At 59.2% G+C, this 26,548-nt stretch carries 22 protein-coding genes; 13 read left to right on the top strand and 9 right to left on the bottom strand.

What is annotated here, in order from left to right; all coding sequences use genetic code 11:
* Positions 1 to 166: 166 nt before the first annotated feature.
* Positions 167 to 2,260 (top strand): LTA synthase family protein, encoded by a 2,094-nt coding sequence (locus CUN63_RS04155; RefSeq protein ID WP_129437382.1) that lies wholly within the window; start codon positions 167 to 169, stop codon positions 2,258 to 2,260.
* Positions 2,261 to 2,322: 62 nt separating this feature from the next.
* Here the strand turns inward: CUN63_RS04155 and CUN63_RS04150 are convergent, their stop codons facing one another.
* Positions 2,323 to 2,481: a DUF3309 family protein gene (locus CUN63_RS04150; protein ID WP_172901242.1), complete on the bottom strand. Its 159-nt coding sequence runs from the start codon at positions 2,479 to 2,481 to the stop codon at positions 2,323 to 2,325.
* Here CUN63_RS04150 and CUN63_RS04145 point away from each other — a divergent pair.
* From CUN63_RS04145 to csrA, 4 genes are all read left to right on the top strand, one after another.
* Positions 2,474 to 2,689, top strand: a complete 216-nt coding sequence (locus CUN63_RS04145) for a hypothetical protein (protein WP_129437380.1) — start codon at positions 2,474 to 2,476, stop codon at positions 2,687 to 2,689. The two genes, CUN63_RS04150 and CUN63_RS04145, sit on opposite strands and share 8 nt — an antisense overlap.
* Positions 2,690 to 2,760: 71 nt before the next feature.
* Positions 2,761 to 3,576, top strand: a complete 816-nt coding sequence (locus tag CUN63_RS04140) for an SDR family oxidoreductase (RefSeq protein WP_129437379.1) — start codon at positions 2,761 to 2,763, stop codon at positions 3,574 to 3,576.
* Positions 3,577 to 3,641: 65 nt separating this feature from the next.
* Entirely contained in the window at positions 3,642 to 3,974 is a 333-nt protein-coding gene (locus tag CUN63_RS04135; RefSeq protein WP_129437378.1) for a YnfA family protein, read from the top strand.
* Positions 3,975 to 4,127: 153 nt separating this feature from the next.
* Positions 4,128 to 4,313 (top strand): carbon storage regulator CsrA, encoded by a 186-nt coding sequence (gene csrA / locus CUN63_RS04130; RefSeq protein WP_129437377.1) that lies wholly within the window; start codon positions 4,128 to 4,130, stop codon positions 4,311 to 4,313.
* Between the two features lie 4 nt (positions 4,314 to 4,317).
* On the opposite strand, the gene CUN63_RS04125 is transcribed toward csrA, so the two are convergent.
* From CUN63_RS04125 to mnmC, 5 genes are all read right to left on the bottom strand, one after another.
* Complete coding sequence (locus CUN63_RS04125) at positions 4,318 to 4,545, bottom strand: YheU family protein (RefSeq protein ID WP_003199186.1); 228 nt, start codon at positions 4,543 to 4,545, stop codon at positions 4,318 to 4,320.
* A 159-nt stretch (positions 4,546 to 4,704) separates the two neighbouring features.
* Positions 4,705 to 5,895 carry an osmoprotectant NAGGN system M42 family peptidase gene (locus CUN63_RS04120; protein ID WP_129437376.1) on the bottom strand — a complete coding sequence of 397 codons (1,191 nt, stop codon included), beginning with the start codon at positions 5,893 to 5,895 and terminating at the stop codon, positions 4,705 to 4,707.
* Positions 5,896 to 6,071: 176 nt separating this feature from the next.
* Complete coding sequence (ngg, locus tag CUN63_RS04115) at positions 6,072 to 7,820, bottom strand: N-acetylglutaminylglutamine synthetase (protein ID WP_129437375.1); 1,749 nt, start codon at positions 7,818 to 7,820, stop codon at positions 6,072 to 6,074.
* A 3-nt stretch (positions 7,821 to 7,823) separates the two neighbouring features.
* The gene (locus CUN63_RS04110) at positions 7,824 to 9,596 is read right to left on the bottom strand and encodes an N-acetylglutaminylglutamine amidotransferase (protein WP_129437374.1); all 1,773 of its coding nucleotides are present in this window, start codon (positions 9,594 to 9,596) and stop codon (positions 7,824 to 7,826) included.
* 124 nt (positions 9,597 to 9,720) lie between these two features.
* Positions 9,721 to 11,703: a bifunctional tRNA (5-methylaminomethyl-2-thiouridine)(34)-methyltransferase MnmD/FAD-dependent 5-carboxymethylaminomethyl-2-thiouridine(34) oxidoreductase MnmC gene (gene mnmC / locus CUN63_RS04105; protein WP_129437373.1), complete on the bottom strand. Its 1,983-nt coding sequence runs from the start codon at positions 11,701 to 11,703 to the stop codon at positions 9,721 to 9,723.
* Between the two features lie 319 nt (positions 11,704 to 12,022).
* Here mnmC and pap point away from each other — a divergent pair, with 319 nt between their 5' ends.
* Entirely contained in the window at positions 12,023 to 13,546 is a 1,524-nt protein-coding gene (pap, locus tag CUN63_RS04100) for a polyphosphate:AMP phosphotransferase (protein WP_129437372.1), read from the top strand.
* A 101-nt stretch (positions 13,547 to 13,647) separates the two neighbouring features.
* Positions 13,648 to 14,832 (top strand): thiolase family protein, encoded by a 1,185-nt coding sequence (locus CUN63_RS04095; RefSeq protein WP_129437371.1) that lies wholly within the window; start codon positions 13,648 to 13,650, stop codon positions 14,830 to 14,832.
* A 122-nt stretch (positions 14,833 to 14,954) separates the two neighbouring features.
* Here the strand turns inward: CUN63_RS04095 and CUN63_RS04090 are convergent, their stop codons facing one another.
* Positions 14,955 to 15,149 (bottom strand): DUF6316 family protein, encoded by a 195-nt coding sequence (locus CUN63_RS04090; RefSeq protein ID WP_033055288.1) that lies wholly within the window; start codon positions 15,147 to 15,149, stop codon positions 14,955 to 14,957.
* Positions 15,150 to 15,360: 211 nt separating this feature from the next.
* Here CUN63_RS04090 and CUN63_RS04085 point away from each other — a divergent pair, with 211 nt between their 5' ends.
* A complete protein-coding gene (locus CUN63_RS04085) occupies positions 15,361 to 16,320 on the top strand; it encodes a DMT family transporter (RefSeq protein WP_129437370.1) in 960 nt (319 codons plus the stop codon).
* Positions 16,321 to 16,442: 122 nt separating this feature from the next.
* Here the strand turns inward: CUN63_RS04085 and CUN63_RS04080 are convergent, their stop codons facing one another.
* Positions 16,443 to 17,837 (bottom strand): class II fumarate hydratase, encoded by a 1,395-nt coding sequence (locus CUN63_RS04080; RefSeq protein ID WP_129445056.1) that lies wholly within the window; start codon positions 17,835 to 17,837, stop codon positions 16,443 to 16,445.
* Positions 17,838 to 18,029: 192 nt separating this feature from the next.
* Between CUN63_RS04080 and CUN63_RS04075 the strand changes: the two genes are divergently transcribed.
* The 5 genes from CUN63_RS04075 (at position 18,030) to CUN63_RS04055 (ending at position 22,362) form a co-directional block, all read left to right on the top strand.
* Complete coding sequence (locus tag CUN63_RS04075) at positions 18,030 to 18,554, top strand: DUF2059 domain-containing protein (RefSeq protein ID WP_056742489.1); 525 nt, start codon at positions 18,030 to 18,032, stop codon at positions 18,552 to 18,554.
* Between the two features lie 12 nt (positions 18,555 to 18,566).
* Complete coding sequence (locus CUN63_RS04070; RefSeq protein ID WP_008151216.1) at positions 18,567 to 18,866, top strand: BolA family transcriptional regulator; 300 nt, start codon at positions 18,567 to 18,569, stop codon at positions 18,864 to 18,866.
* 102 nt (positions 18,867 to 18,968) lie between these two features.
* Complete coding sequence (locus CUN63_RS04065; RefSeq protein WP_129437369.1) at positions 18,969 to 19,910, top strand: rhodanese-related sulfurtransferase; 942 nt, start codon at positions 18,969 to 18,971, stop codon at positions 19,908 to 19,910.
* Positions 19,911 to 19,949: 39 nt separating this feature from the next.
* On the top strand, positions 19,950 to 20,552 hold the full coding sequence (locus CUN63_RS04060) for a DsbA family protein (protein WP_178082691.1): 603 nt from the start codon (positions 19,950 to 19,952) through the stop codon (positions 20,550 to 20,552).
* Complete coding sequence (locus tag CUN63_RS04055; protein ID WP_129437367.1) at positions 20,545 to 22,362, top strand: ABC transporter ATP-binding protein; 1,818 nt, start codon at positions 20,545 to 20,547, stop codon at positions 22,360 to 22,362. Before CUN63_RS04060 ends, CUN63_RS04055 begins: the two co-directional genes overlap by 8 nt.
* Before the next feature lies 1 nt (position 22,363).
* On the opposite strand, the gene CUN63_RS04050 is transcribed toward CUN63_RS04055, so the two are convergent.
* Positions 22,364 to 26,518 carry a deaminase domain-containing protein gene (locus CUN63_RS04050; protein WP_129437366.1) on the bottom strand — a complete coding sequence of 1,385 codons (4,155 nt, stop codon included), beginning with the start codon at positions 26,516 to 26,518 and terminating at the stop codon, positions 22,364 to 22,366.
* Positions 26,519 to 26,548: the final 30 nt, after the last annotated feature.

The raw sequence follows: 26,548 nt of genomic DNA, 5'->3' as shown, positions 1-26,548 counted from the left end.
AGACAATTCGCCCGCGCCAACATGCAGACAGTAATCAATGGCAATGCCGCGGGTGATCGTGCAACATTTGCGCACCGCGCAAGCCCCGGGGCCGAGAACTGGCCAACAGAGGGCAAGGCGCCGCTGTATTTTTGAAACTTCAACTTCCAATGGGTCCTAAAACGACATGGCAAACCCGGACGCCCTGAGTCAGCAGCGAGCTTCTAGTCGCCTGCTGCAACCGACCGTCAAATCGCATCTGGCCTACACGCTGCTGTGTGCCCTGGTCATGATGGTCATGTTCAGCCTGCTGCGCGTTGCGCTGCTGGTTTACAACCGCGAGATGATCCTCGACACCCCGGCCTCGACCTTTCTCGAAGCGTTCGCCAACGGTCTGCGTTTCGACCTGCGTCTGGTGGTCTACCTCAGCATTCCGTTGCTGCTGGCGCTGTTCAGCGCCCGGGCGATGGCCGCACGCGGATTCTTCCGGTTCTGGCTGACCATTGCCTCGAGCATCGCGCTGTTCCTCGGCCTGATGGAGATGGACTTTTACCGTGAGTTCCACCAGCGCCTCAACGGCCTGGTCTTCCAATATGTAAAGGAAGACCCGAAAACCGTGATGAGCATGCTCTGGTACGGTTTCCCGGTGGTTCGCTACCTGCTGGCCTGGGCCGTGGGCACGTTGATCCTGACCCTGGCGTTCAAGGGCGCCGACCGCGCCACCCGGCCTCGTGGCCCCTTCAGCGGCGGCAGCATCGGCACGCGCCAGATCGCCCCGTGGTATGCGCGCATCACGGTGTTCGTCGTCTGCCTGCTGGTTTGCGTGGTGGCCGCTCGTGGCACCCTGCGTCAGGGCCCGCCACTGCGTTGGGGTGACGTTTACACCACCAACTCGAACTTCGCCAACCAGTTGGGCCTCAACGGCACCTTGTCGCTGGTCGCCGCGGCCAAGAGCCGCATGTCCGAAGATCGCGACAACGTCTGGAAGGCCACATTGCCACAGCCTGAAGCGCAGAAAATCGTGCGTGACATGCTGGTGATGCCGGACGACAAACTGGTGGATGCCGAGACCGCCGCCGTGCGTCGCGATTACACGCCGCCGGCCGACAAGACCCTGCCGATCAAGAACGTTGTCGTGATCCTGATGGAAAGCATGGCCGGTCACTCGGTGGGCGCCTTGGGTGCACCGGGCAACATCACGCCGTACCTCGACAAACTGTCGAAGGAAGGCCTGTTGTTCGACCGCTTCTTCTCCAACGGAACCCATACCCACCAGGGTATGTTCGCCACCATGGCCTGCTTCCCGAACCTGCCAGGTTTCGAATACCTGATGCAGACGCCGGAAGGCAGCCACAAGTTGTCCGGCCTGCCGCAATTGCTCAGTGCCCGTGACTATGACGACGTGTACGTCTACAACGGCGACTTCGCCTGGGATAACCAGTCGGGTTTCTTCAGCAACCAGGGCATGACCAACTTCATTGGTCGTAACGACTTCATGAACCCGGTGTTTTCCGATCCGACCTGGGGTGTGTCCGACCAGGACATGTTCGACCGTGGTCTGGTAGAGCTCAAGGCGCGGGAAAACGGCAAGCCGTTCTATGCGCTGCTGCAAACCCTGTCCAACCACACGCCTTACGCCTTGCCGACACCATTACCGGTTGAGCGCGTGACCGATCGCGGTAGCCTGAACGAGCATTTGACCGCCATGCGCTATGCGGACTGGGCGCTGGGCCAGTTCTTTGAAAAGGCCCGCAAGGAGCCGTATTTCAAGGAAACCCTGTTTGTCATCGTCGGCGACCACGGTTTTGGCAACGAGCGCCAGATCACCGAAATGGACCTGGGCCGCTTCAACGTGCCGATGCTGATGATCGCACCGGGCATCCAGGAAAAGTTCGGCCAGCGTGACCATACCGTGGGCACGCAGATCGACATCGTGCCGACCATCATGGGCCGCATTGGTGGTGAAGTGCGTCATCAGTGCTGGGGGCGCGACCTGCTCAACCTGCCTGAAGGCGACACCGGTTTTGGCGTGATCAAGCCGTCGGGTAGCGAGCAGACCACCGCCATCATCACGGTTGATCAGATTCTGGTGCTGCCGAAGGAAAAGGAAATGGCGCCGAAGATGTACCAATACGAACTGGGCGCGACACCTCACGCCGAGATCGTTCCGGATGCACCGCGTACCGCTGAGCTGAAGCTCAAGCTCGAAGCGTTCCTGCAAACGGCGACCAAGAGCCTGATCGACAACACCGCCGGTGTGGTTGACGGCAAGCCGGACTAAGTCTTGATGCAATAAAAAAAGAGGCCCTTGAAAAGGGCCTCTTTTTTTTGCCGGTTAAACCTTTATATCTTGCCGAGCAACAGCAGGATCAACAGCACCACCAACACGACGCCGATGATACCCGACGGGCCATAACCCCAACTTCTGGAGTGCGGGAACACTGGTAAACCACCAATCAGCAAGAGGATCAGGATTACGATAAGAATTGTGCCCATGTCTATTTCCTTGTTGGAAGTGTTCTGGAATACCTGGCGTTTAACTGTCAGCCGGGATGCTATAAAACCAGGCTGCTTACAAAATCCGACTGTCGCGCATGAAAGAAAATTCCAAGTTTTTTTAATGTTTTTCGAAGAAAGGCTTATTTCGTTTTTTGTTGTACTAGTTGGTTCAGTGTTTGCCACGGTTTGCTCGGGCCATTCAGCAATCTGATGGAGCGTGGGTCCGGCAATATCCTTCGCTACACTCGGCCCATCTTCCCCGGAACAACAAGGCTGTTTGCTATGCAAAATCGCATGATGATCACTGGCGCGGGCTCAGGCTTAGGTCGCGAAATCGCGCTGCGCTGGGCGCGTGAAGGCTGGCAGCTGGCCTTGTCGGATGTCAGCGAACCCGGTCTGCAGGAAACCCTGAAATTGGTTCGCGACGCCGGCGGCGACGGTTTTATCCAGCGTTGCGACGTGCGCGATTACAGCCAGCTGACCGCTTTCGCCCAAGCCTGCGACGAGAAACTCGGTGGCATCGATGTCATCGTCAACAACGCTGGCGTTGCCTCGGGCGGGTTCTTCAGTGAACTGTCCCTGGAAGACTGGGACTGGCAGATCGCGATCAACCTGATGGGCGTGGTCAAGGGCTGCAAGGCCTTCCTGCCACTGCTGGAAAAAAGCAAAGGCAAGATCATCAACATCGCATCGATGGCCGCCCTGATGCAAGGCCCGGCCATGAGCAACTACAACGTCGCCAAGGCTGGGGTGGTGGCGTTGTCCGAAAGCCTGTTGATCGAGCTGGCGCAGGAGGAAATCGGCGTGCATGTGGTGTGTCCGTCGTTCTTCCAGACCAACTTGCTGGATTCCTTCCGCGGCCCGACGCCGGCCATGAAAGCCCAGGTCGGCAAGTTGCTGGAAAGCTCGCCGATCACCGCGGCCGACATTGCCGATTACATCTATCAGCACGTCGCCGCCGGCGAATTCATGATCCTGCCTCACGAGCAGGGCCGCATGGCCTGGGCGCTCAAGCAGAAGAACCCGCAACTGCTCTACGACGAAATGACCGTCATGGCCGATAAAATGCGCGCCAAGGCCAAACAAACCGCAAGTTGAGCTTGCCCTTTATACAAAACCGTCGTTAGGGTGGCCGCCATTGGCCATCCTCACGAGACGTATGCATGCTCAATTACCTGTGGTTTTTTCTCGCCGCGCTGTTCGAAATTGCCGGCTGTTTCGCCTTCTGGATGTGGCTGCGCCAGGGTAAAAGCGCCTGGTGGGTCGTACCCGCTCTGTTCAGTCTGACCTTGTTTGCGCTGCTGCTGACCCGCATCGAAGCGACCTACGCCGGTCGCGCTTATGCCGCTTACGGTGGCATCTACATCATCGCGTCGATCGGCTGGCTGGCGGTGGTCGAGCGGATTCGTCCGCTGGGCTCGGACTGGCTCGGCGTGGCGCTGTGTGTGATCGGGGCCAGTGTCATCCTTTTCGGCCCGCGCTTCTCCGCTTCCTGAAGGATCGGTCCTTCATTCAATGGGTTTGTAGGACGTTTCCATAGGAGCTGTTCAGCGCGCGCTGTAGGGCGGGACTGATTTGCTGCTGTCGCATTGTAGGTCCGCTGAGTGCAGGGCATCTTCAGGGTTCGATAACCCTGAAGGACGAATGCCATGCTTGTACTCAGTCGCGTTGTGGGCGAGTTGATTTCCATCGGTGACAACATTTCCGTGCGCATTCTTGCCGTCAACGGCGGCAGTGTGCGCTTCGGTGTCGAAGCACCGCAAAACGTCAACGTGCACCGGGCCGAGGTCTACGACCGCATCCAGGTCAAACTGGCGAAAAATAAAGGACGCTGAGGCCTCAGTCGAACAGGTGCTTGGGCACATCGTGCTTGAGCATCAACTGGCATTGCTCGCTTTCCGGGTCGAAGACAATCAGTGCCTGGCCCTTGGTCAATGCCTGGCGAACACGCAGAACACGGGTTTCCAGCGGCGTATCATCGCCGTTGTCCGTACCGTCACGGGTCACGAAATCCTCGATCAGGCGGGTGAGGGTGTCGACTTCAAGTTGGTCGTGGGGGATCAGCATAGGCACCTCGGCTAAACAATGGCGCGATGCTACGGCTGTTGAACGCACAGGACCAGTAGGAGCTGCCGCAGGCTGCGATCTTTTGATCTTTGGTGTCAGTTGCATCGCTGAAAATCGAAAGATCGCAGCCTGCGGCAGCTCCTACAGTTTTGCGTTCGCTTAGCTATCGTTACGCTGCCCTACGAGACTATCCACCGACGGCACCCGCGTATCGCTTTCCATCTGCGTCTCATGTTCGATCTGATGACTGAAGCGGTCCAGTGAACCCTTGGCCGGTTGAGCATCGCTGGCAAACACCGGCGGACTCAGAATGTAGGCGCCGAGCAGGCGGCTGAGGGCGGCGAGGCTGTCGATGTGGGTGCGTTCGTAGCCGTGAGTGGCGTCGCAGCCGAAGGCGAGCAGGGCGGTGCGAATGTCATGCCCGGCAGTGACCGCCGAATGGGCATCGCTGAAGTAATAGCGGAACAGGTCACGGCGCACTGGCAATTCGTTGTCACTGGCCAGGCGCAGCAGATGCCGCGACAGGTGATAGTCGTAAGGTCCACCGGAATCCTGCATTGCCACGCTCACCGCGTGTTCGCTGGAATGCTGACCCGGCGCGACCGGGGCAATGTCGATGCCGACGAATTCGCTGACGTCCCAAGGCAATGCCGCCGCGGCGCCGCTGCCGGTTTCCTCGGTGATGGTGAACAGCGGATGGCAGTCGATCATCAGCTCTTCGCCACTGTCGACGATCGCTTTCAATGCCGCCAGCAATGCGGCAACGCCGGCCTTGTCATCGAGATGTCGGGCGCTGATGTGGCCGCTTTCGGTGAACTCCGGTAAAGGGTCGAAGGCGACAAAATCACCAACGCTGATCCCAAGAGAGTCGCAATCGGCACGCGTGGCGCAATAGGCGTCCAGGCGCAATTCGATGTGATCCCAACTGATCGGCATTTCATCCACGGCGGTATTGAAGGCATGCCCGGAAGCCATCAGCGGCAGCACGCTGCCACGGATCACGCCGTTGTCGGTAAACAGGCTGACCCGGCTGCCCTCGGCAAAACGGCTGGACCAGCAGCCGACAGGCGCCAGGGTCAGACGACCGTTGTCCTTGATCGCGCGAACCGCCGCGCCGATGGTGTCGAGGTGAGCGGAGACCGCCCGATCCGGGCTGTTTTTCTTGCCCTTGAGGGTGGCGCGGATGGTGCCGCGACGGGTCATCTCAAAGGGAATGCCCAGTTCTTCAAGCCGTTCGGCGACGTAACGCACGATGGTGTCGGTGAACCCGGTCGGGCTGGGAATGGCGAGCATTTCCAGCAGGACTTTTTGCAGGTAGTTCAGATCCGGTTCGGGAATTTTGCTGGTCATGGAAACTCCTGATGAGTTGAGGCCATCGATGGTTTCGATGAAGGGAAAGAATCTGTGTGCCTGTCAGGCCGCCTTCGCGAGCAAGTCGGATCGCCGCACCGCCGCTCCCACAGGGGAATGCGGTCAAATGTGGGAGCGGGCTTGCTCGCGAAGGCGCCAGTCCAGGCACTACATCATTAAGAAACTGCCGGCTGACTGTACGGAAACAACAAGTCCACAAACCGCTCAGCCGTCGGCTGCGGCTCATGGTTAGCCAACCCGGCACGTTCATTGGCTTCGATAAACACATACTCCGGCTGATCGGCGGCAGGCACCATCAGGTCGAGCCCGACCATCGGAATGTCCAATGCCCGTGCTGCACGCACCGCCGCATCCACCAAGGTCGGATGCAGAATCGCCGTGACGTCCTCAAGAATCCCGCCGGTGTGAAGATTCGCCGTACGCCGTACGAACAGATGCTCGCCCGCCGGCAGAATACTGCTGTAGTCATAACCCGCCGCTGCCAAGGTGCGCTCGGTCTCATGGTCCAGCGGGATTTTGCTTTCACCGCTGGTAGCCGCCTGACGACGCCGGCTCTGGGCTTCGATCAGCGCACCGATGGAATGCTGACCATCGCCCACCACTTCTGCCGGTCGGCGAATGGCCGCGGCGACCACCTCAAAACCGATCACCAGAACCCGCAAATCGAGGCCTTCGTGGAAACTCTCCAGCAGCACTCGACTGTCGAACCGGCGGGCAGATTCGATGGCTTGCTGGACCTCTTCGATACTCCGTAAATCCACCGCGACGCCTTGGCCCTGTTCGCCATCCAGGGGTTTGACCACCACCCGTTCGTGCTCGTCGAGAAACGCCAGATTGTCATCGGCGTTGCCGGCCAGTTGCTGCGACGGCAGGTTCAGGCCGGCGGCCTTGAGCACTTTGTGCGTCAGGCTTTTGTCCTGGCACAACGTCATGCTGATGGCGCTGGTCAAGTCGCTGAGGGATTCTCGGCAACGCACTCTGCGCCCGCCATGGCTGAGGGTGAACATCCCGGCGTCGGCGTCATCGACTTGTACATCGATGCCGCGACGGTGAGCTTCCTCGACGATGATTCGTGCATAAGGATTGAACTCGGCCTCGGGACCCGGGCCCAGAAACAACGGCTGATTGATGCCGTTTTTGCACTTGATGGCGAAGGTCGACAGGTTGCGAAACCCCAGCTTGGCGTAAAGACTTTTCGCCTGCTGGTTGTCGTGCAGCACTGACAGGTCCAGGTAACTCAGCCCACGGCTCATGAAGTGCTCGATCAAATGCCGCACCAACACTTCACCGACACCCGGTCGTGAACATTGCGGATCGACCGCCAGGCACCACAGGCTGCTGCCGTTCTCTGGATCGTTGAACGCCTTGTGATGGTTGAGGCCCATGACGCTGCCGATGATCGCGCCGCTGTCCTCATCTTCGGCCAGCCAATAGACGGGCCCACCCTGATGACGCGGGGTCAGCAGACTCGCGTCGATCGGCAGCATGCCGCGCAACTGATATAGCTGATTGATCGCCTGCCAGTCCGCATCACTCTGGGCCCTGCGGATGCGAAAACCGCGAAACACCCGAGTGGACTGGCGGTAGTCACTGAACCACAGGCGCAAGGTGTCGGACGGGTCGAGAAACAACTGGGCCGGCTCCAACCCCAACACTTGCTGAGGCGCAGCCACGTACAGGGCGATGTCGCGTTCACCGGTCTGCTCGTTGAGCAGCTCTTGGGCCAGGCTCGCCGCATCCGGAAAGGTGTGGCCGATCAGCAACCGGCCCCAACCGCAATGCACGGCGATCGGTGCGGCGCCCAATTCACTGCCGTCTTCGGCCAGGCGGGCCTGCAAGCGTTCGTAAGAGGGCGCCTGACCGCGCAACAAGCGTTGGCTGTAGGCCGTGGCGTGGGGTTTCATCGATCAGATTCCTTGTTCACTGAGCCACAGATTCAGGGCCGCCAATTGCCACAGCTTGGAACCGCGCAACGGAGTCAGCTGGCCTTGCGGATCGGTCAGCAGGCGATCGAGCATCTCTGGCTTGAACAGGCCGCGATCCTGACTCGGATCAAGCAGCAGTTCGCGCACCCAGTTCAGCGTGTCGCCCTGCAAATGCTTCAGTCCAGGGACCGGGAAGTAACCTTTTTTGCGATCGATCACTTCACTCGGAATCACCAACCGTGCGGCTTCTTTCAAGACTTGCTTGCCGCCATCCGGCAGTTTGAACTTGCCCGGCACGCGCGCCGACAATTCCACCAGGCGATAGTCGAGAAACGGCGTACGCGCTTCCAGACCCCAGGCCATGGTCATGTTGTCGACGCGTTTGACCGGGTCGTCCACCAGCATGATCGTGCTGTCCAGACGCAGGGCTTTGTCCACCGCTGCATCGGCACCGGGCTGTGCGAAATGTTCCTTCACAAAGTCGCCAGCGGCGTCATTCGCTGTCAGCCATTTCGGCTGCACGGTAGCGGCGTAGTCGTCGTAGCTGCGGTCGAAAAACGCATCGCGATAGGCGGCGTACGCATCATCGGCACCGTCGACTTGTGGATACCAGTGATAACCGGCGAACAACTCGTCTGCACCCTGGCCGCTCTGCACCACTTTGCAATGCTTGGCCACTTCGCGGGACAGCAGATAGAAAGCAATGCAGTCATGGCTGACCATCGGCTCGCTCATGGCGCGGAACGCCGCAGGCAGTTGCTCAATGATCTCTTTTTCGTCGATGCGCAATTGGTGATGCTGCGTGCCGTAGTGCTTGGCGATCAGGTCCGAATACTGGAACTCGTCGCCGCGCTCGCCGCCGGCATCCTGAAAACCGATGGAGAAGGTCGACAGGTTTTCAACACCAACTTCACGCAACAGACCGACCAGCAGGCTCGAATCGACCCCGCCCGAAAGCAGGACACCCACATCGACCGCCGCACGTTGACGGATCGCCACCGCGTCACGGGTGCTGTCGAGTACACGGTCCCGCCAGTCTTCGAGTGTCAGATTCATCTCGTCGGCGTGTGGGCCGTAGGGCAGGGTCCACCAGGTTTTCTGCTCGGTGGTGCCGTCCGCTTCGATGCGCATCCAGGTCGCCGGTGGCAGTTTTTCGATGCCGGCCAGCAAGGTGCGCGGGGCCGGGACCACAGCGTGGAAATTCAGATAATGATTGAGCGCCACCGGATCGAGGATCGGGTTGATGTCGCCGCCCTTGAGCAGCGCCGGCAACGCCGAGGCAAAGCGCAGGCGCTGGCCGGTGCGCGACAGGTACAGCGGCTTCACGCCCAGACGATCGCGGGCGATGAACAGGCGTTTGGCATCGCGCTCCCAAATGACGAAGGCGAACATGCCGTTGAGCTTGGGCAGCAAGGCTTCGCCCCAGGCGTGATAGCCCTTGAGTAGCACTTCGGTGTCACCACCGGAATAGAAGGCATAACCGAGGCTTTCAAGCTCGGTGCGCAGTTCCGGGAAGTTGTAGATCGCGCCGTTGAAAGCCAGGGACAAGCCCAATTGGTTGTCGACCATCGGCTGCGCCGAGCCGTCCGACAGGTCCATGATTTTCAGGCGACGATGGCCCAGGGCAATCGGCCCTTGGGCATGAAAGCCCCATGCGTCAGGGCCGCGAGGGGCCAGGTGATGGGTGATTCGCTCAATGGCTGCAAGGTCTGCAGGTTGATGATCAAAACGTAACTCGCCAGCTAATCCGCACATAAATTCCTTACCGGTTTTTCCGTTGGGGAGGGTCAATCGATACCGCGCCAAAAACGGCGGGTACTCAGAAACTGACCCGGCTGAATCCCCGGAGTTTTAGACCGATAAGTTATAAGTCGCGCCGTCAGACTTTTCCGCGGATCAACTGGCGCACGGCAAAACGGTTGGGATGGCAGGCCTCAGCGACCGCTCTGGGCAGCGGAAAAGGCTCGTTTTCGATCCATGCCGCCAGCAATTCACCTGACAGTGGCGCGGTGATCAAGCCGCGAGAACCGTGGCCGCTGTTGACGTAAAAACCCTCAAGCCAGGGGCAGGGAATGTCCGGTACTTGCCGGGCGTCCTTGCTCAATACGGCGTAGGCATCGGCGAAGGCCGCTGGTTCGGCCAACGGGCCAACGATCGGCAGGTAGTCCGGACTGGTGCAGCGGAACGCGGCGCGTCCTTCAAGCTGTTGCGGGTCCAGTGCCTGAGCATGCAGTCGCGTGGCCAGGTCGGGGGAGATTTCCTTGAGCAAGGCCAGGTTGCCGAGGTGTTCGGCGAGGGTTGGGGTCAGGTCATCGCTCTTGAAGTCGAAGCTGGCGCCGAGGGTGTGTTCGCCCAATCGAGCCGGCGCCACATAGCCTTCGGCACAGACGACGGTGGCCAGGCGCTGGCTTTCGGGTGTTTGCGCCAGTCGGGTGATCTGGCCGCGAATGCGCTTGAGGGGCAGCTCGGCGCTGTGTGGAAAACGCTTGATCTCGGCGGCGCCGGCCAGGATCACCACGGGGGCACTGGCCAGCAAATCATCACCGTCCCAGGCCTGCCACTGATCATCAACCTTGCGCAGTTCCAGGACATCGCGATGGGGCAGCCACTGGATGTTCGCCGAAGACGCCTGCCAATGGCACAACGCCGGCGGATGAACCCAGCCACCTTCCGGGAAGAATAATCCGCCGTGCTCCAGGGCGATCCCGGCCTGAGACTGGGCTTGCGGTTGATCGAGCAAGTGCACCAGGTCTGGCGAAAAGGCGGCGGCCAATTGCGCCTGACGCTCCGCTTCCTTGGCGTTGAAGGCCAGTTGCAAGACCCCGCAATCGTCCCAGTCGACGCCCCGTTGCAGATGTTCGAGCAAGCGCCGGGTGTGACCGAAACCACTGACAATCAACTGCGACAACGCGGTGCCATGGGCCGACAGCTTGAGGTACAAAACGCCCTGAGGATTGCCCGAGGCTTCTTGCGCCAGCGCATCGTGACGCTCCAGAAGGCTCACTTGCCAGCCGCGCGCAGCGAGGCTGGCGGCGCTGGCGCAACCGGCCAGGCCGGCGCCGATCACTAAGGCACGACGTTCGCCGTTCAGCGGCGCTGGACGCGCAAACCACGGTTTAGCCAGGGCGGGCACCGGGACTTCCTCAGGCCAGCCGAGGAATACGCCTCGCAGGATTTCCCATTTGTGGCCAATGCCGGGCGTGCGCTTCATCTTGAAGCCCGCCGCATTCAGCAGACGGCGCACCCAACCGGTGCTGGTGAAGGTGCTGATGGTCGAGCCGGGGGCCGCCAGACGCGCCAGTTCGGCGAACAGTTCGGCGGTCCACATGTCGGGGTTTTTCGCCGGGGCAAAACCGTCGAGAAACCAGGCGTCGATCTGCGCGTCCAGTTGCGGCAATTGTTCCAGGGCATCGCCGATCAGCAGGGTCAGGGTCACGCGGCCATTGTCCAGCACCAGGCGCTGGAAGCCTGGGTGGATTGCGATGTATTGCGTCAGCAGTTGATCGGCAAACGGTTTGAGTTCCGGCCACAAGGCCAAGGCACGCTGCAGATCGGGCAGGCTCAGCGGGTATTTTTCGACACTGACAAAATGCAGTCGCGCCCCGGCCACCGCGTGCTGTTCGAACAGCTGCCAGGCGCAAAGGAAATTCAGCCCGGTGCCGAAACCGGTCTCGCCAATCACCAGTCGGCCGCCGACCGGCAACGCGGCAAAGCGTTCACGCAAAGCGTTCTGTTCGAGGAACACGTAACGGGTTTCGTCCAGCCCCGACAGATCGGAAAAATACACATCATCGAACACCCGCGAACGCGGGAGCCCTTGGTCGTCCCAGTCGAGCTGGGCGTGGGGCAATACAGGTTTCATGGCAGGCTCGGCAACGGCAAGGCGGCCATTCTAGCCGATCGCCGGGGCGGTGCTTGATCCATGGCAACGCGTGCGCCCGCAGATTCGCTGAAAATCTGTAGCAGCTGGCGCAGCCTGCGTTCGATCGCGCAGCGGTCGTAAATCCTGAGTTCACGTTTTACCTGAAAAAATGCATCGGCTGATTTTGCGACCGCTGCGCGATCGAACGCAGCCTTCGGCAGCTGCTACAAGACGCTATCGTTGCTGCGAAGTAAGGGATTTCTCCCACGGAAAACAACTCAATCCGCTAGTCTTGCTCAATCCTGGAAGGAGCCGTCCCATGTTCGAATCTGCCGAAATCGGTCACGCCATCGACAAAGAAACCTACGACGCCGAAGAACCGGCCCTGCGTGAAGCCTTGCTCGAAGCGCAGTTCGAACTTCACCAGCAGCGCCGCTTTCCGGTGATCATTCTGATCAATGGCATCGAAGGCGCCGGCAAGGGCGAGACGGTCAAGTTGCTTAACGAATGGATGGACCCACGCTTGATTGAGGTCCGCACGTTCGATCAGCAGACCGACGAAGAGCTGGCTCGGCCACCGGCCTGGCGCTACTGGCGGATGCTCCCGGCCAAGGGCCGCATGGGGATTTTCTTCGGCAACTGGTACAGCCAGATGCTGCAAGGCCGGGTTCATGGCTTGTTCAAGGACCCGGTGCTGGATCAGGCGATCAACCAGTCCGAGCGCTTTGAAAAAATGCTCTGCGACGAAGGTGCGCTGATCTTCAAGTTCTGGTTCCACCTCTCCAAAAAGCAAATGAAGGCGCGGCTCAAGGCCCTGGCGGATGACCCGCTGCACAGTTGGCGCATCAGTCCACTGGACTGGCAACAATCGAAAACCTACGACAAATTCGTGAAGTACGGCGAACGCGTGTTGCGCCGTACCAGCCGCGACTACGCGCCTTGGCATGTGATCGAAGGGGTGGACGCCCATTACCGCAGCCTGGCGGTGGGCAAGATCCTGCTCGAAGGCCTGCAAAATGCTCTGAAGCGTCCCGAGATCCATCCCGGCAAGGTCAATGCCGCGCCGTTGCCCATCAGTGTCGATCAGATGAACCTGCTCGACAGCCTGGATTTGACTCAGAGTCTGGACAAGGACGATTACGAAGAACAATTGATTACCGAGCAGGCGCGATTTTCCGGCCTGATGCGCGACAAACGCATGCGTCGGCACGCCCTGGTGGCGGTGTTCGAAGGCAATGATGCGGCTGGCAAGGGCGGGGCGATCCGCCGGGTTGCGGCGGCCCTCGATCCGCGTCAGTACAGCATCGTGCCGATTGCCGCGCCCACCGAAGAGGAACGTGCGCAACCTTATCTATGGCGGTTCTGGCGGCACATCCCGGCCAAGGGCAAGTTCACGGTGTTCGATCGTTCGTGGTACGGGCGGGTGCTGGTGGAGCGCATCGAAGGCTTCTGTCCACCGGCGGACTGGTTACGGGCCTACAGTGAAATCAATGATTTCGAAGAGCAGATCGCTGAGGCCGGAGTGATCGTGGTCAAGTTCTGGCTGGCCATCGACAAGCAGACGCAACTGGAGCGTTTCCAGGCCCGGGAAGAAATCCCCTTCAAGCGTTTCAAGATTACCGAAGATGACTGGCGCAATCGTGACAAATGGGACGATTACCGCGCGGCGGTCGGCGACATGGTTGATCGCACCAGCACCGAGATTTCGCTCTGGACACTGGTGGAAGCCAATGACAAGCGCTGGGCGCGGGTCAAAGTCCTGCGCACCATCAATCTGGCGCTGGAAGAGGCGTTTGAAAAATCCGACAAACACGACAGGAAAGTGAAACAGCACAACAAGTGAGCGATGGTTGCGCATACGCGGGGTGAATGATTGTCGCGGTCGGTAATGCAGTGGACTTATGCTCGGTCCACTCTCAACCGACAACAACAATGAGGTATGCCATGCGTGAAGTGGTGATCGTCGACAGCGTGCGGACCGGCCTGGCCAAATCCTTTCGCGGCAAGTTCAACCTGACCCGTCCGGACGACATGGCGGCCCATTGCGTCAATGCGCTGCTGGCGCGCTCGGGCATCGATCCGGCCAGCGTCGAGGATTGCATCGTCGGTGCCGGTTCCAATGAAGGTGGCCAGGGTTTCAACATCGGTCGCAACATCGCGGTGCTGTCGCGCCTGGGCACCGGCACTGCCGGCATGACCCTCAACCGTTTTTGCTCGTCGGGCTTGCAGGCGATCGCCATCGCCGCCAACCAGATTGCTTCGGGTTGCAGCGACATCATCGTCGCCGGTGGCGTCGAGTCCATCAGCCTGACCATGAAAAGCATCAACACCGACAACCTAATCAACCCGCTGCTCAAAGAGCAAGTGCCAGGCATCTATTTCCCGATGGGCCAGACGGCCGAAATCGTCGCTCGTCGTTACGACGTCCGCCGCGAAGAACAGGATCTGTACGCGCTGCAAAGTCAGCAACGTACCGCTCAGGCTCAGGCCGCTGGATTGTTTGACGACGAAATCGTGCCGATGGCGGTGAAGTATCGGGTTGAAGACAAGGCCACCGGTCAGGTGCAGATCCTTGACGGCATCGTCGATCACGATGACTGCAATCGCCCGGGCACCACTCTGGAAAGCCTGGCGGGATTGAAACCGGTGTTTGCCGAAGACGGTTCGGTGACGGCGGGCAATTCTTCGCAGCTGTCCGATGGCGCGTCGATGACGCTGGTGATGAGCCTGGAAAAAGCACTGGAACTGGGGTTGAAGCCTAAGGCGTTCTTCCGTGGTTTCACCGTGGCCGGTTGCGAGCCGGATGAAATGGGCATCGGTCCGGTGTTCTCGGTGCCGAAGTTGCTCAAGGCCAAGGGTTTGCGGGTTGCCGACATTGATCTGTGGGAACTCAACGAAGCGTTCGCCTCGCAATGCCTGTACAGCCGCATTCGGTTGGAGATCGATAACGACAAGTACAACGTCAATGGCGGCTCGATTTCCATCGGCCATCCGTTCGGCATGACCGGTTCGCGTCAGGTCGGGCATCTCGTGCGTGAATTGCAGCGCCGCAACGTGCGTTACGGCATCGTCACCATGTGTGTGGGTGGCGGGATGGGGGCGACCGGGTTGTTTGAAGCGGTGCGTTAAGTCTGGGCGATTTGTGTTGGCTGATTAACCGCTTTCGCGAGCAAGCCCGCTCCCACAGGGATCTAGTGTGCGGCATAGATCCAATGTGGGAGCGGGCTTGCTCGCGAAGGCAGCGCCGCGGTCTATAGGCTCATCCGCAAAAGCAGCATCCGCTCGATGTAAGCCTGTACCTCCCGCGCCAACTTCTCCGGATTTTCAAACGGCCCCTCCAGGGTGTTTTCCCGGGTGCTGAAATACAAATCCCCATTCACACGACACACCCGGTCACAGCGAAAGTGCGTGGCGGGGGCATTGTCCTGCGCGCGTTTGCCGTACATGGCGATCTCCTGAGGAATGTTCCTGTTGGCGAATCCCATGAGCTTATGCATGAACCACTTGCAACGCCTGGCCAACCGATCGACGGCATAGCGCCAATTTAATGGTGCGACCAGCACAGTTTCATTCGCGGCCAACGCCCAACTGTCCCTGTGTGCCGAACGGCGCTAAGCCTAGAATGACCTTTCTCGCCACTTGGCTTCGGGGTTCGCAATGCACATTTCATCGGGTCGCTGGGTTTACGGTCTGTTCCTGGCCTTGGTGACCGCGCTGCTGTGGGGAATCCTGCCGATCAAACTCAAGCAAGTGCTGCTGGTGATGGACCCGGTGACGGTGACCTGGTTTCGACTGATCGTATCCGGCGGGTGCCTGTTCATTTATCTGGCGGCGACCAAACGCCTGCCGAGCCGCAAGGTGCTCGGGCCGCGTGGTGGCTGGTTGGTGTTGATGGCGGTGCTCGGCCTGGTGGGCAACTACGTGCTGTACCTGATGGGCCTGAACCTGCTTAGCCCCGGCACCGCGCAACTGGTGGTGCAGATGGGCCCGATCATGTTGCTGATCGCCAGTCTGTTTGTGTTCAAGGAACGGTTCAGCGTGGGGCAGGGGATTGGCCTGCTGGTGCTGTTGATCGGCTTTGCCCTGTTTTTCAATCAGCGCCTGGCCGAGTTACTGACCTCGCTGACCGATTACACCGCCGGCGTGTTGTTGGTGCTGTTGGCATCCACGGTCTGGACGTTTTACGCCTTGGGCCAGAAGCAATTGCTCACGGTGTGGAATTCGTTTCAGGTCATGATGGTGATCTATCTGTTCTGCGCACTGTTGTTGACGCCGTGGGTGCACCCGCTGGAAGCGCTGCAACTGAGTCCGCTGCAAGGCTGGCTACTGCTGGCGTGCTGCATGAATACGCTGATTGCTTATGGCGCGTTTGCCGAGGCTTTGGCCCATTGGGAGGCATCGCGGGTCAGTGCGACGCTGGCGATTACGCCGTTGGTGACGTTTGCTGCGGTGGCCGTGGCGGCGTGGTTGTGGCCGGACTATGTGCATGCCGAGACGATCAATGGTCTGGGGTATGGCGGGGCGGTGCTGGTGGTGCTGGGGTCGGCGCTGGTGGCGTTAGGGCCGTCGTTGATTGCGGGGCTCAGAGCGCGGCGAATGAAGATGGCCGCCAGTTAAACTGCGTTATCGTTCTTCGCGAGCAAGCCCGCTCCCACATTTAACCGCGTTCTATCAGAAGAATGCGGTCCCTTGTGGGAGCGGGCTTGCTCGCGAAAGCTGACTGTCAGGCACTACACAACTCAGCCCTTGGCACCGGCCTCAATCATATTCTCCGGCCGCACCCACGCATCAAACTCTTCATCCGTCAGATACCCCAACTGCAACGCCGCCTCACGCAAGGTCAGCCCTTCGGCGTAAGCCTTTTTGGCGATCTCTGCCGATTTGTCATATCCAATGTGCGGATTCAGCGCCGTCACCAGCATCAACCCACGCTCCAGATGTTCAGCCATTTTCTCTGCATCCGGTTCCAGGCCGGCGATGCAGTGCTGCTGGAAGTTACTGCAGCCGTCGCCGAGCAGGCGGATCGATTGCAGCAGGTTGTGGATGATCACCGGTTTGAACACGTTCAATTGCAAATGGCCCTGACTCGCTGCAAAACCAATGGCGACGTCGTTGCCCAAGACCTGACAAGCCAGCATCGACAGGGCTTCGCACTGAGTCGGGTTGACCTTGCCCGGCATGATCGAGCTGCCCGGTTCGTTGGCCGGCAGTTTCACTTCGGCGAAGCCTGCTCGCGGCCCGGAGCCCAGCAGGCGCAGGTCGTTGGCGATTTTCATCAGGGTCACGGCGAGGGTTTTCAGCGCGCCGGACAGCGTGGTCAGCGGCTCATGGCCAGCCAGGGCGGCGAATTTGTTGGGTGCGGTGACGAACGGCAGGCCGGAGAGGGCGGCCAGTTCGGCAGCGATGGCTTCGCCAAAACCGTGGGGCGAGTTCAGCCCGGTGCCGACCGCGGTGCCGCCCTGGGCCAGTTCACAGACGGCCGGCAGCGCGCTGCGGATCGCCCGTTCGGCGTAATCCAGCTGCGCGATGAACGCCGACAGTTCCTGACCGAAGGTAATCGGCGTCGCGTCCATCATGTGGGTGCGACCGGTCTTGACCAGTTTCATGTGCCGCGCCGCCAGCTCGGCCAATCCGCCGGACAGTTCGCTGATCGCCGGCAGCAATTGCTGTTGCACGGCCTGGGCTGCCGCGATGTGCATGGCGGTCGGGAAACAGTCGTTGGAACTCTGGGAGCGATTGACGTGATCGTTAGGGTGAACCGGCGACTTGCCGCCGCGAGCTTTACCGGCCAGTTCGTTGGCGCGACCGGCGATCACTTCATTGACGTTCATGTTGCTCTGGGTGCCGCTGCCGGTCTGCCAGACCACCAGCGGGAACTGGTCGTCGTGGCTGCCGTCGAGCACTTCGTCGGCGGCCTGTTCAATCAGTCGGGCGATGTCGGCGGGCAGGTCGCCGTTGCGGTCATTGACCCGCGCCGCGGCTTTCTTGATCAGCGCCAGGGCATGCAGCACTGCCAGCGGCATGCGTTCGTTGCCGATCGCGAAGTTAATCAGCGAGCGTTGCGTCTGAGCGCCCCAGTAGGCTTCATCCGGGACTTCCACCTGGCCAAGGCTGTCGGTTTCGATTCGGCTCATCATGCACACTCCTGTAGGTCTGATAGCGCAGTTTAGGCCGTGATCGCCGGTCGTGGTTCCATCAGTCTGGAATTTGACCGTTCAACCCCTCTAAATCAGGCCCGACAAGGCTTGGGGTTGAGCCACACAGTTTTTTAGGCGCAGAATGGACGCCCTTGGGGTTTTACCTCGCCTGCTAGAAAAGGAAACTCGATGACTCGTCTTCGTGCCATCTGTACCGCGGTTGCACTGGTTTGCGCCAGCGGCCCTGTTTTTGCCGATACCGCCAGCCACAACGCCAGTGCCGAAGCTTTCCTGACCCTGGCGCACGCTGACAAATTGGGCACTCCGGTGTACATGCAAGTGCAGCAAATGTTCGCTCAGCGCTTTGAACAGACCAAAGCCCCTGAATCGAAAAAAGCCTTGCTGGAAACCTACCAGGCCAAAGCCAATGCCGCGCTGGACGCAGCCATTGGCTGGAACAAGCTGAAGCCGGACATGGTCAAGCTCTACACCACCAACTTCAGCGAATCCGAGCTGAAAGACCTGGTCGCGTTCTACCAGTCGCCACTGGGCAAGAAAGTCCTGGAAAAAATGCCGCAGCTGACTCAGCAATCGGCCCAGATGACTCAAGCCAAGCTGGAAAGCGCCGTGCCTGTGGTCAACAAACTGCTGGCTGACATGACGGCCGAGCTGGAGCCTAAAGGCGCCGCTGCTCCAGCCAAGAAAAAGCCCTAAGCGGAGTTCGGTATGACCATGCAACAACGCATCGAATCGACGCTGGGCTTGTTGCAGCCGCAGCATCTGCAAGTGCTGGATGAAAGCCACATGCACAGCCGTGGGTTGCAGACCCACTTCAAGGCCGTGGTGGTCAGCCAGCAGTTCGAAGGGCTCAACCGCGTCAAGCGTCACCAGAAAGTCTACGGCACGCTCGGCGAGCTGATGGGCGAGTTCCATGCGTTGGCGCTGCATACCTACACGCCAGAGGAATGGGCACAGATCGACGCGGCTCCGGCCTCGCCGACCTGTGCTGGCGGCAGCAAGCATTAAGCATCGGTTTTTTGCTAGAATCCGCAACGCGCCGCTCACCCGGCGCGTTTTTTTTCGCATCCGGTTCACCCCTTACGAGGGTAGCCACCTGGAGAATCACCCATGACACAACAGATTGTCGTGGCGGCACTGTATAAGTTCGTCACTCTGGAAGATTACGTCGCCTTGCGCGAGCCGCTGCTGCAAGCGATGGTCGACAACGGCATCAAAGGCACGCTGCTGATCGCCGAAGAAGGCATCAACGGCACCGTGTCCGGCAGCCGCGAAGGTATTGACGGGCTGATGGCATGGCTCAAGAACGACCCGCGCATGGACGACATCGACCACAAAGAGTCGTACTGCGACGACCAGCCGTTCTATCGCACCAAGGTCAAACTCAAGAAAGAAATCGTCACCCTCGGCGTCGAAGGCGTGGATCCGAACAAGAAGGTCGGCACCTACGTCGATCCAGAGAACTGGAACGCGCTGATCAGCGATCCGCAAGTGCTGTTGATCGACACCCGTAACGATTACGAAGTCTCGATCGGCACTTTTGAAGGCGCCATCGACCCGAAGACCACCAGTTTTCGCGAGTTCCCCGACTACATCAAAGCCAACTTCGACCCGGCCGTGCACAAGAAAGTCGCGATGTTCTGCACCGGCGGCATTCGTTGTGAAAAGGCGTCGAGCTATATGCTCAGCCAGGGTTTCGACGAGGTCTATCACCTCAAGGGCGGCATTCTGAAGTACCTCGAAGAGGTGCCGCAGGAAGAAACCAAATGGCAGGGCGACTGTTTCGTGTTCGACAACCGTGTGACCGTGCGCCACGACCTCAGCGAAGGCGACTACGATCAATGTCATGCCTGTCGTACACCGATCAGCGCCTCCGACCGCACATCCGAGCACTACGTGGCCGGCATCAGTTGCCCGCATTGCTGGGATAAGCTGAGCGAGAAGACCCGTCGCAGTGCCATCGACCGGCAAAAGCAGATCGAACTGGCCAAGGCTCGCAACCTACCTCACCCGATCGGCTACAACTACAAGCAAACTCCTTCCGAGGCTTGAACCATGTCTGCACAACGCCTGCTCTATGTGATGGATCCGATGTGTTCCTGGTGCTGGGGCTTCGCGCCGGTGGCCAACGCGCTGGTCGAGCAGGCGCAAGCAGCGGGGGTGGACGTGCACCTGGTGGTGGGCGGTTTGCGTACCGGCAGCGGCTCCGCGCTGGAGCCGACCACCCGGCGCTATATCCTTGAGCATTGGCAGGCGGTCAACGAGGCGACTGGCCAACCGTTCAAGCTGGAAGGTGCGTTGCCCGACGGGTTTGTCTACGACACCGAACCTGCCTGTCGGGCGCTGGTGACCGCGCGCAGCCTGGCGCCGGATTGCGCGTGGAAACTGCTCGGGCTGATTCAGCACGCGTTTTACGCCGAAGGTCGCGACGTCACACACGCCAGTGTTCTGGTGGAGCTGGCGGAGCAGGCCGGTCTGCCGCGTATCGAGTTCGCCGCCGCGTTCGACCGTGCCGATCAGCACGCCGCGACGGCGGCTGATTTCACCTGGGTCCAGGACCTGGGCATTGCCGGTTTCCCTACCTTACTGGCTGAGCGTGATGGTCAATTGGCGCTGTTGACCAATGGCTATCAGCCCCTCAGCGTATTGTCTCCGTTGCTCGGCCGCTGGCTGGAGCGCGCTGCCTGTGCATGATCTGCCCGACGACGCGCCAGCTCCTTCACGTGTCGACCGTCTGAGCTGGGCAGAAATCCGTCGCCTGGCGCTGCATCACAAGAAATCCCTTTGGATCGCCAACGGCGTGGCGGTGTTGGCAACCCTGTGTAGCGTACCAATTCCCTTGCTCCTGCCGTTGCTGGTGGACGAAGTGCTACTGGGCCACGGTGACGCCGCGCTGAAGATCATGAATCACGCGCTGCCCGAAAACTGGCAGAAAGCCGCAGGTTACATCGGCCTGATGCTGCTGGTGACGCTGGGACTGCGTTGCGCCGCTTTGCTGTTCAACGTCGTGCAGGCGCGATTGTTTGCGGCGCTGGCCAAGGACATCGTGTACCGCATTCGCGTGCGCCTGATTGAACGGCTCAAGCGCATTTCGCTGGGTGAATACGAAAGCCTGGGCAGCGGCACGGTCACCACCCACCTGGTGACCGACCTGGACACGCTGGACAAATTCGTTGGCGAAACCCTCAGTCGTTTCCTTGTGGCCATGCTGACCCTGGTCGGCACCGCCTCCATCCTGATGTGGATGCACTGGAAGCTGGCGTTGCTGATCCTGCTGTTCAACCCGTTGGTGATCTATGCCACGGTGCAGTTGGGCAAACGGGTCAAGCACCTGAAGAAACTCGAGAACGACAGCACCTCGCGCTTCACCCAGGCGCTGACCGAAACCCTCGACTCCATTCAGGAAGTACGCGCCGGCAACCGTCAGGGATTTTTCCTTGGACGCCTGGGTCAACGCGCCCGGGAAGTGCGCGATTACGCGGTGAACTCGCAGTGGAAAACCGATGCCTCGAACCGTGCCAGCGGCTTGCTGTTCCAGTTCGGCATCGATATTTTCCGTGCGGCGGCGATGCTCACCGTGCTGTTTTCCGACCTGTCCATCGGCCAGATGCTGGCGGTGTTCAGCTACCTGTGGTTCATGATCGGTCCGGTGGAACAGCTGCTGAATCTGCAGTACGCCTATTACGCGGCCGGCGGCGCACTGTCGCGGATCAACGAGTTGCTGGCCCGGGCCGATGAGCCTGAATACCCGGGCGGTGTCGACCCGTTCAACGGTCGCGAAACCGTTGGCATCGAAGTCCAGGGATTGAGTTTCGGTTACGGCGACGAGCTGGTGTTGAACCAGATGAACCTGTCGATCGCCCCCGGCGAAAAAGTCGCGATTGTCGGCGCCAGCGGTGGTGGCAAAAGTACCTTGGTGCAGTTGCTGCTGGGCCTGTACACGCCGCTCGCCGGGACGATCCGCTTCGGCGGCTCGACCCAGCAAGAGATCGGCCTGGAAACCGTGCGGGAGAACGTCGCCGTGGTCCTGCAACATCCGGCGCTGTTCAACGACACCATCCGCGCCAACCTGACCATGGGCCGCGAACGCAGCGACGAAGCCTGCTGGCAGGCTTTGGAGATTGCTCAGTTGCACCACACGGTTCGTGAGTTGCCCAACGGCCTGGACAGCATCGTCGGACGTTCCGGCGTGCGGTTATCCGGCGGGCAACGCCAACGCCTGGCGATTGCGCGGATGGTGCTGGCCGAACCCAAGGTGGTGATCCTCGACGAAGCCACCTCAGCGCTGGATGCCGCCACCGAATACAACCTGCACCAGGCGTTGGCGCGGTTCTTGAGCAACCGCACCACGCTGATCATTGCGCACCGGTTGTCAGCGGTGAAGCAGGCTGATCGGGTGCTGGTGTTTGATGGCGGGCAGATTGCCGAGGATGGCGACCATCAGCAGTTGATTGCTGATGGGGGGTTGTACGCCAAGCTTTATGGGCATTTGCAGCAGTTATAAGTCAATTCCACAGAACTTCCAGAGTACCCGCTGTTCCGTCATAGCCGAACTCTTTCATGACGACAGAACAGCTGTTGCATGGCGGCATGGTCGTGGCCACGTTGACCGACGTGATCATTTCACGATCCGGGTATTTTTCACGAAGTACGCGGATCAGCTTGGCCTCGCTGTCCAAAGACGTCGGTCGGCTGGTCATCGACGGCGTATAGGTGTCAATGTCCTTTATCGTATGTGGAATGGCCAGTACCTTTCCGTCGTTTGTGACGTTCAACGAAGTTCTGGTAAATGTCTGGCCGACGTCGATATTGAAGTAGGTGGTTCCGTTGACAATTACTCCATTAGGGGCGAACGGAGGTTTGAATAGCGGAAGTTCTCCGGTCAGTCCTTGCGCACCTGAAACGCTGACATAAACTTCGCGTTTCCCGGCCGACGTTACGACATCGGCGTAGGCGATGTTTCTGGAGTTCTGTGTTTGAAGAGCGGGGGGAAGCAGCTCCTGGAACTTGTCCATCGTCCTATTGATTTTCAAGTCGCTGTTCAACTGGGTCGTGATGGTTTTCTCAACGAACAGCGTATCGAAGATTTCCGCGGTTCTTTGGCGAAAGGTGTCCGAAGCGGATCGGCTGCGAGACCAGGACGTCGCCCCGGTTGGAAGTTTTCTGACAATCATTCGTGTGGAATGGTCGAAAAGCACTGCTTCGCCTGGACTGGTATCGACCTTGAGCAGCTTGAGCGTATCGGGCGGGTTCACGTGGCCGCCAATCGGAATGGCAATTTCTTCCATTGTTTTCAACGCACGTTCCACCGCTTCCGTACCGTGAATCCTCGCCATATTGTTGGCATTCAACGATCCGGTGTAGACAGTCAGCAATTCTGCTTTGAGATCTACCGGTAATGTGGAAGCTTTCTTGAAATTCAGCGTGTCTCTTATGCTTTGACCTTGTGCCAGTTCGGCGACGTAAAAAGTTCCGGCATCCAGTCGGGTGAACGCATAGTGCTTCGAATCGTCTATCGCCGGGATGATGATGGCGCCGGCCTCGAAGGTGTCAAATTGATTCTGCTTCCTGAAGGGAATACTCACCTTGATCCTCCCATAAATCCCTTTTTGGAACTCCATCGTAGCCAGGAGCCGGTTTTTATTCTTCAGGGTTTTAAGCATCATCGCCCGATCCGCAGTGGCCGGCGTATAGATACTGTCTCCGAACCACGGCGCCCAGCCTTTGTTTTCGTCGAAACTGCCAATGGCCGGCGTCGGCGCCGGATCACGGGTGACGAATGAAGTCTTGCATACATCGGCACCCGGGTTACGTCGTACCCGGCAAGGCAAGGATTTGAACATCGTCTGATCATCAATCAAGTCGGCACGGCGCAGTTGGTTGCCGTCCAGACGATAGGGAATGTCATCAACGAACAGTGTGGTTCGACCATCGATCTCAAGTACTTCACGGATATGGACATATTCCGGGAGTTCTACCAGGACGTGGGATTCGGTAGGAGGTAACGTTTTGAAGGTTGACCGGCCCTGCATGAAGTTTCTGTGGTTATTGCTCAGGCGCGGGCCATAGGGCAAGGACGTCACCGGGTCGACGGGGTGGAATCGGGTCAGGTCCGACGGGCTGGTATTGCGCACAAGTACATCATCGACACCGTTGACCGTTGCCAGTCGATCGCTGTTTGTCAGCGGTTTCCAGCGCCCCGGATCGGTTGTCTGGGGCAGGTTGTGGACCAGTCGGTAGCTGTCGGCGTGTCCTGTCAGTTTTTTGATTCCGTCAAGGCCCATGCGGCCGGCTGTGTACAGCCCTTTCCTGGCGCCGCTTACCGTTGCCTTCACCAGTGTCGGAGCCCCGTCCACCGGGTTCAGGTTTCTCAGCGAAGCGGTCAGCAGTTTTCGGGTCAACGTTGAAAAGGAGGGCAGACTTGCTTTGACGGTCATGCGCGAGGCTGTGACCCCGGCCCTGATCAAACGCACCGAGCCCGACATGAATTTCCCGGCAGGACTGATGAATGAAGCCAGGTCCAATACGAGTCCGATCACGCCTGTGAGTATCTGGCCCGACAAAAGGTCCTCAATACTGCCCCAGAAGGGCACAAACCCTTTGACCACCTCAACGAACGTATTCCGCCGTTGTTCGTTTCTAGCCCTGATGGTGTCGAATACCGTCATGCCGCGGGCTTGGGTATGCAACTGCCGTTCATCTACGTACAGAAAATTCGTTGCAATGTAGTGGGCCACTGCATTCAAACGGGGGGATACCCGCGCCGTTCCTTCGCTATGGCTAACGGCTGCGCTCGGCGATACAGCTGCGGGCACGTGCGCTATTGTATCGAGGAATGCTATGCAGAACGCCTTGGCTGGGGGCGCCGTGCCATTCAGGTGTGCGGAAAAATCGAGGAGTATCGTAGTGGCGTGTAAAGGATAATGGGTTTGGTTGGGGATTGATGCGTGCAATGGAAACTCAACGCGCTCGCCTTTGATTGTAGAAACCCTCAAGCCGTCTCGGCGACGAATGACGCCGGCACTCGGGATGAGTTCGTAATAGGTGATTTTTTCATCATTGAGGGTCGCTTTTAAAACGAAACCTTTCCTTGCCAGTCTCTCTGGTGACTGTCCATCTTCGGTGCCGGTCTGCCGCAGCCTCAACACCTTGACTTCACCTTGTTCCAGCGACTGGCGGTCGGCCAGTGGCAGCGAGGTCAGTAGACTGGCGATCAGGGTCTGATAGGCCGTCCTGATTTTCGAGAGGTAGTTTGTGAAGTCTGTTTCAAACTGCCTGTTGATATCAGGCAGCGTCTTGCCCCCGCTTCTGCTAGGCACAAGCCTTTCGATCCCCCTATGATCCTTGCGGAATTCCTCATCATGCAGGGTTCGCTTGTCGTCGATCTTGATCCAGTGACTGGTTCGTGTTTTTCCATCGGACTGGGTTACAAACCATTTGCTTGCGTCATCGAATTGGCCATCGGCATAGACATCGAGGAATGCATCGCCCGGCAGCTTCAATGAGGGCATATCTCTGAACCCCAAGCTGCTCGGTGGCACATGACGCAGCAACTTGCGCCCGTCCGATTCGAACATTGCATCGCCAAACAGATCATCCTTTACCCGTTTGGCCATCTTCAGTCTTTCAGGGGGCGGCAAATCGAGTGTCATGACGGCGTTGTTCAGGCTCTCGCTGTGGCTTTCCAGAGCTGCCATCGCCCGCGTCATATCGTCCTCGTCGTAATCGGATTCCGTTCGCGATTGAACGATGCCACAGCACACCGCCCATTCCAGCGCTGGACCCATCCTCAGTCGCGCAATCTTCTCAAGTTGTTCGGACGAGGCGTCGGCGCTCCGGGTCAGGGGCAGGTCAACGAGTTGTTGAAAGGACAGCGGTTGCAATCGATCAAGGTCGAGTTCATCTGCCAGCAGCACGCCGTGCATGAAGTTCACCCACACCACCGAACTTTTGTAAGGAAGGTCGGACGGGATATCGCGCACAGCGAAGTCCTTTGAGAGGCGGGTCTCGAACACCCGAGCGAGAAAGGTCGCTTCTTTTGCATCAGCGACCCGTTTGGTGCGCAGCAAGTGCTGTTCAAAATCGCTGCGCAGGGTCTGGTAGCTTTTGCCCCAGTGAGCCGGGTCTTGCCAGCGGAATCCGGCAAGTTCCTGCGGCTCATCGGCTGACGGGGCGTGCAAGTAAAGGCATATGGCTTTGCAAACCAGTTGATGGCGTATGGACTCTGAAGTCTGTTCGTCAGGGCCTGCGCCATACCACTTGAGTTTCTTGAGAAGCCGGTCTGCCAGATCCTGTGCTTGGGTCGCGTTCAATATCCGCTCGAGAAATACCGAGGGCTTCGCACGCAATTCCTCTTCGGACGCGAGACGCAGTACATCGCCGCCCAGATGACGGATCAACGAGGACTTGCCGGTCATGAAGCTTTTTACGGTGTCGACGATTTGAACATTGATGAGTTTTGCCTTGTACATGTTGATGGTCAGGGATTGCGCGAGGGTGGGTGTCGCGCGTTGCAAAGCCTTGAACCGTTGTCGATCCTGAGCGGTGGGTTGAGTAATAAAAGATTCGATATCCGGGCCGTCATCAAGTCCCAGCGCTTGTCTGGCGCGAATTTCTTCGGCGGCCGATGTGTCGGGTGCAGCTAAAGGTGTCGATGTCATGTCGCACTCCTCATGAAAGTAATTCCCGCA

Source organism: Pseudomonas sp. ACM7 (genome assembly GCF_004136015.1).
Lineage (GTDB): Bacteria > Pseudomonadota > Gammaproteobacteria > Pseudomonadales > Pseudomonadaceae > Aquipseudomonas > Aquipseudomonas frigoris.
Note: the sequence above shows the minus strand (reverse complement) of the source record. Positions and strands in the feature narration are given on the sequence as shown.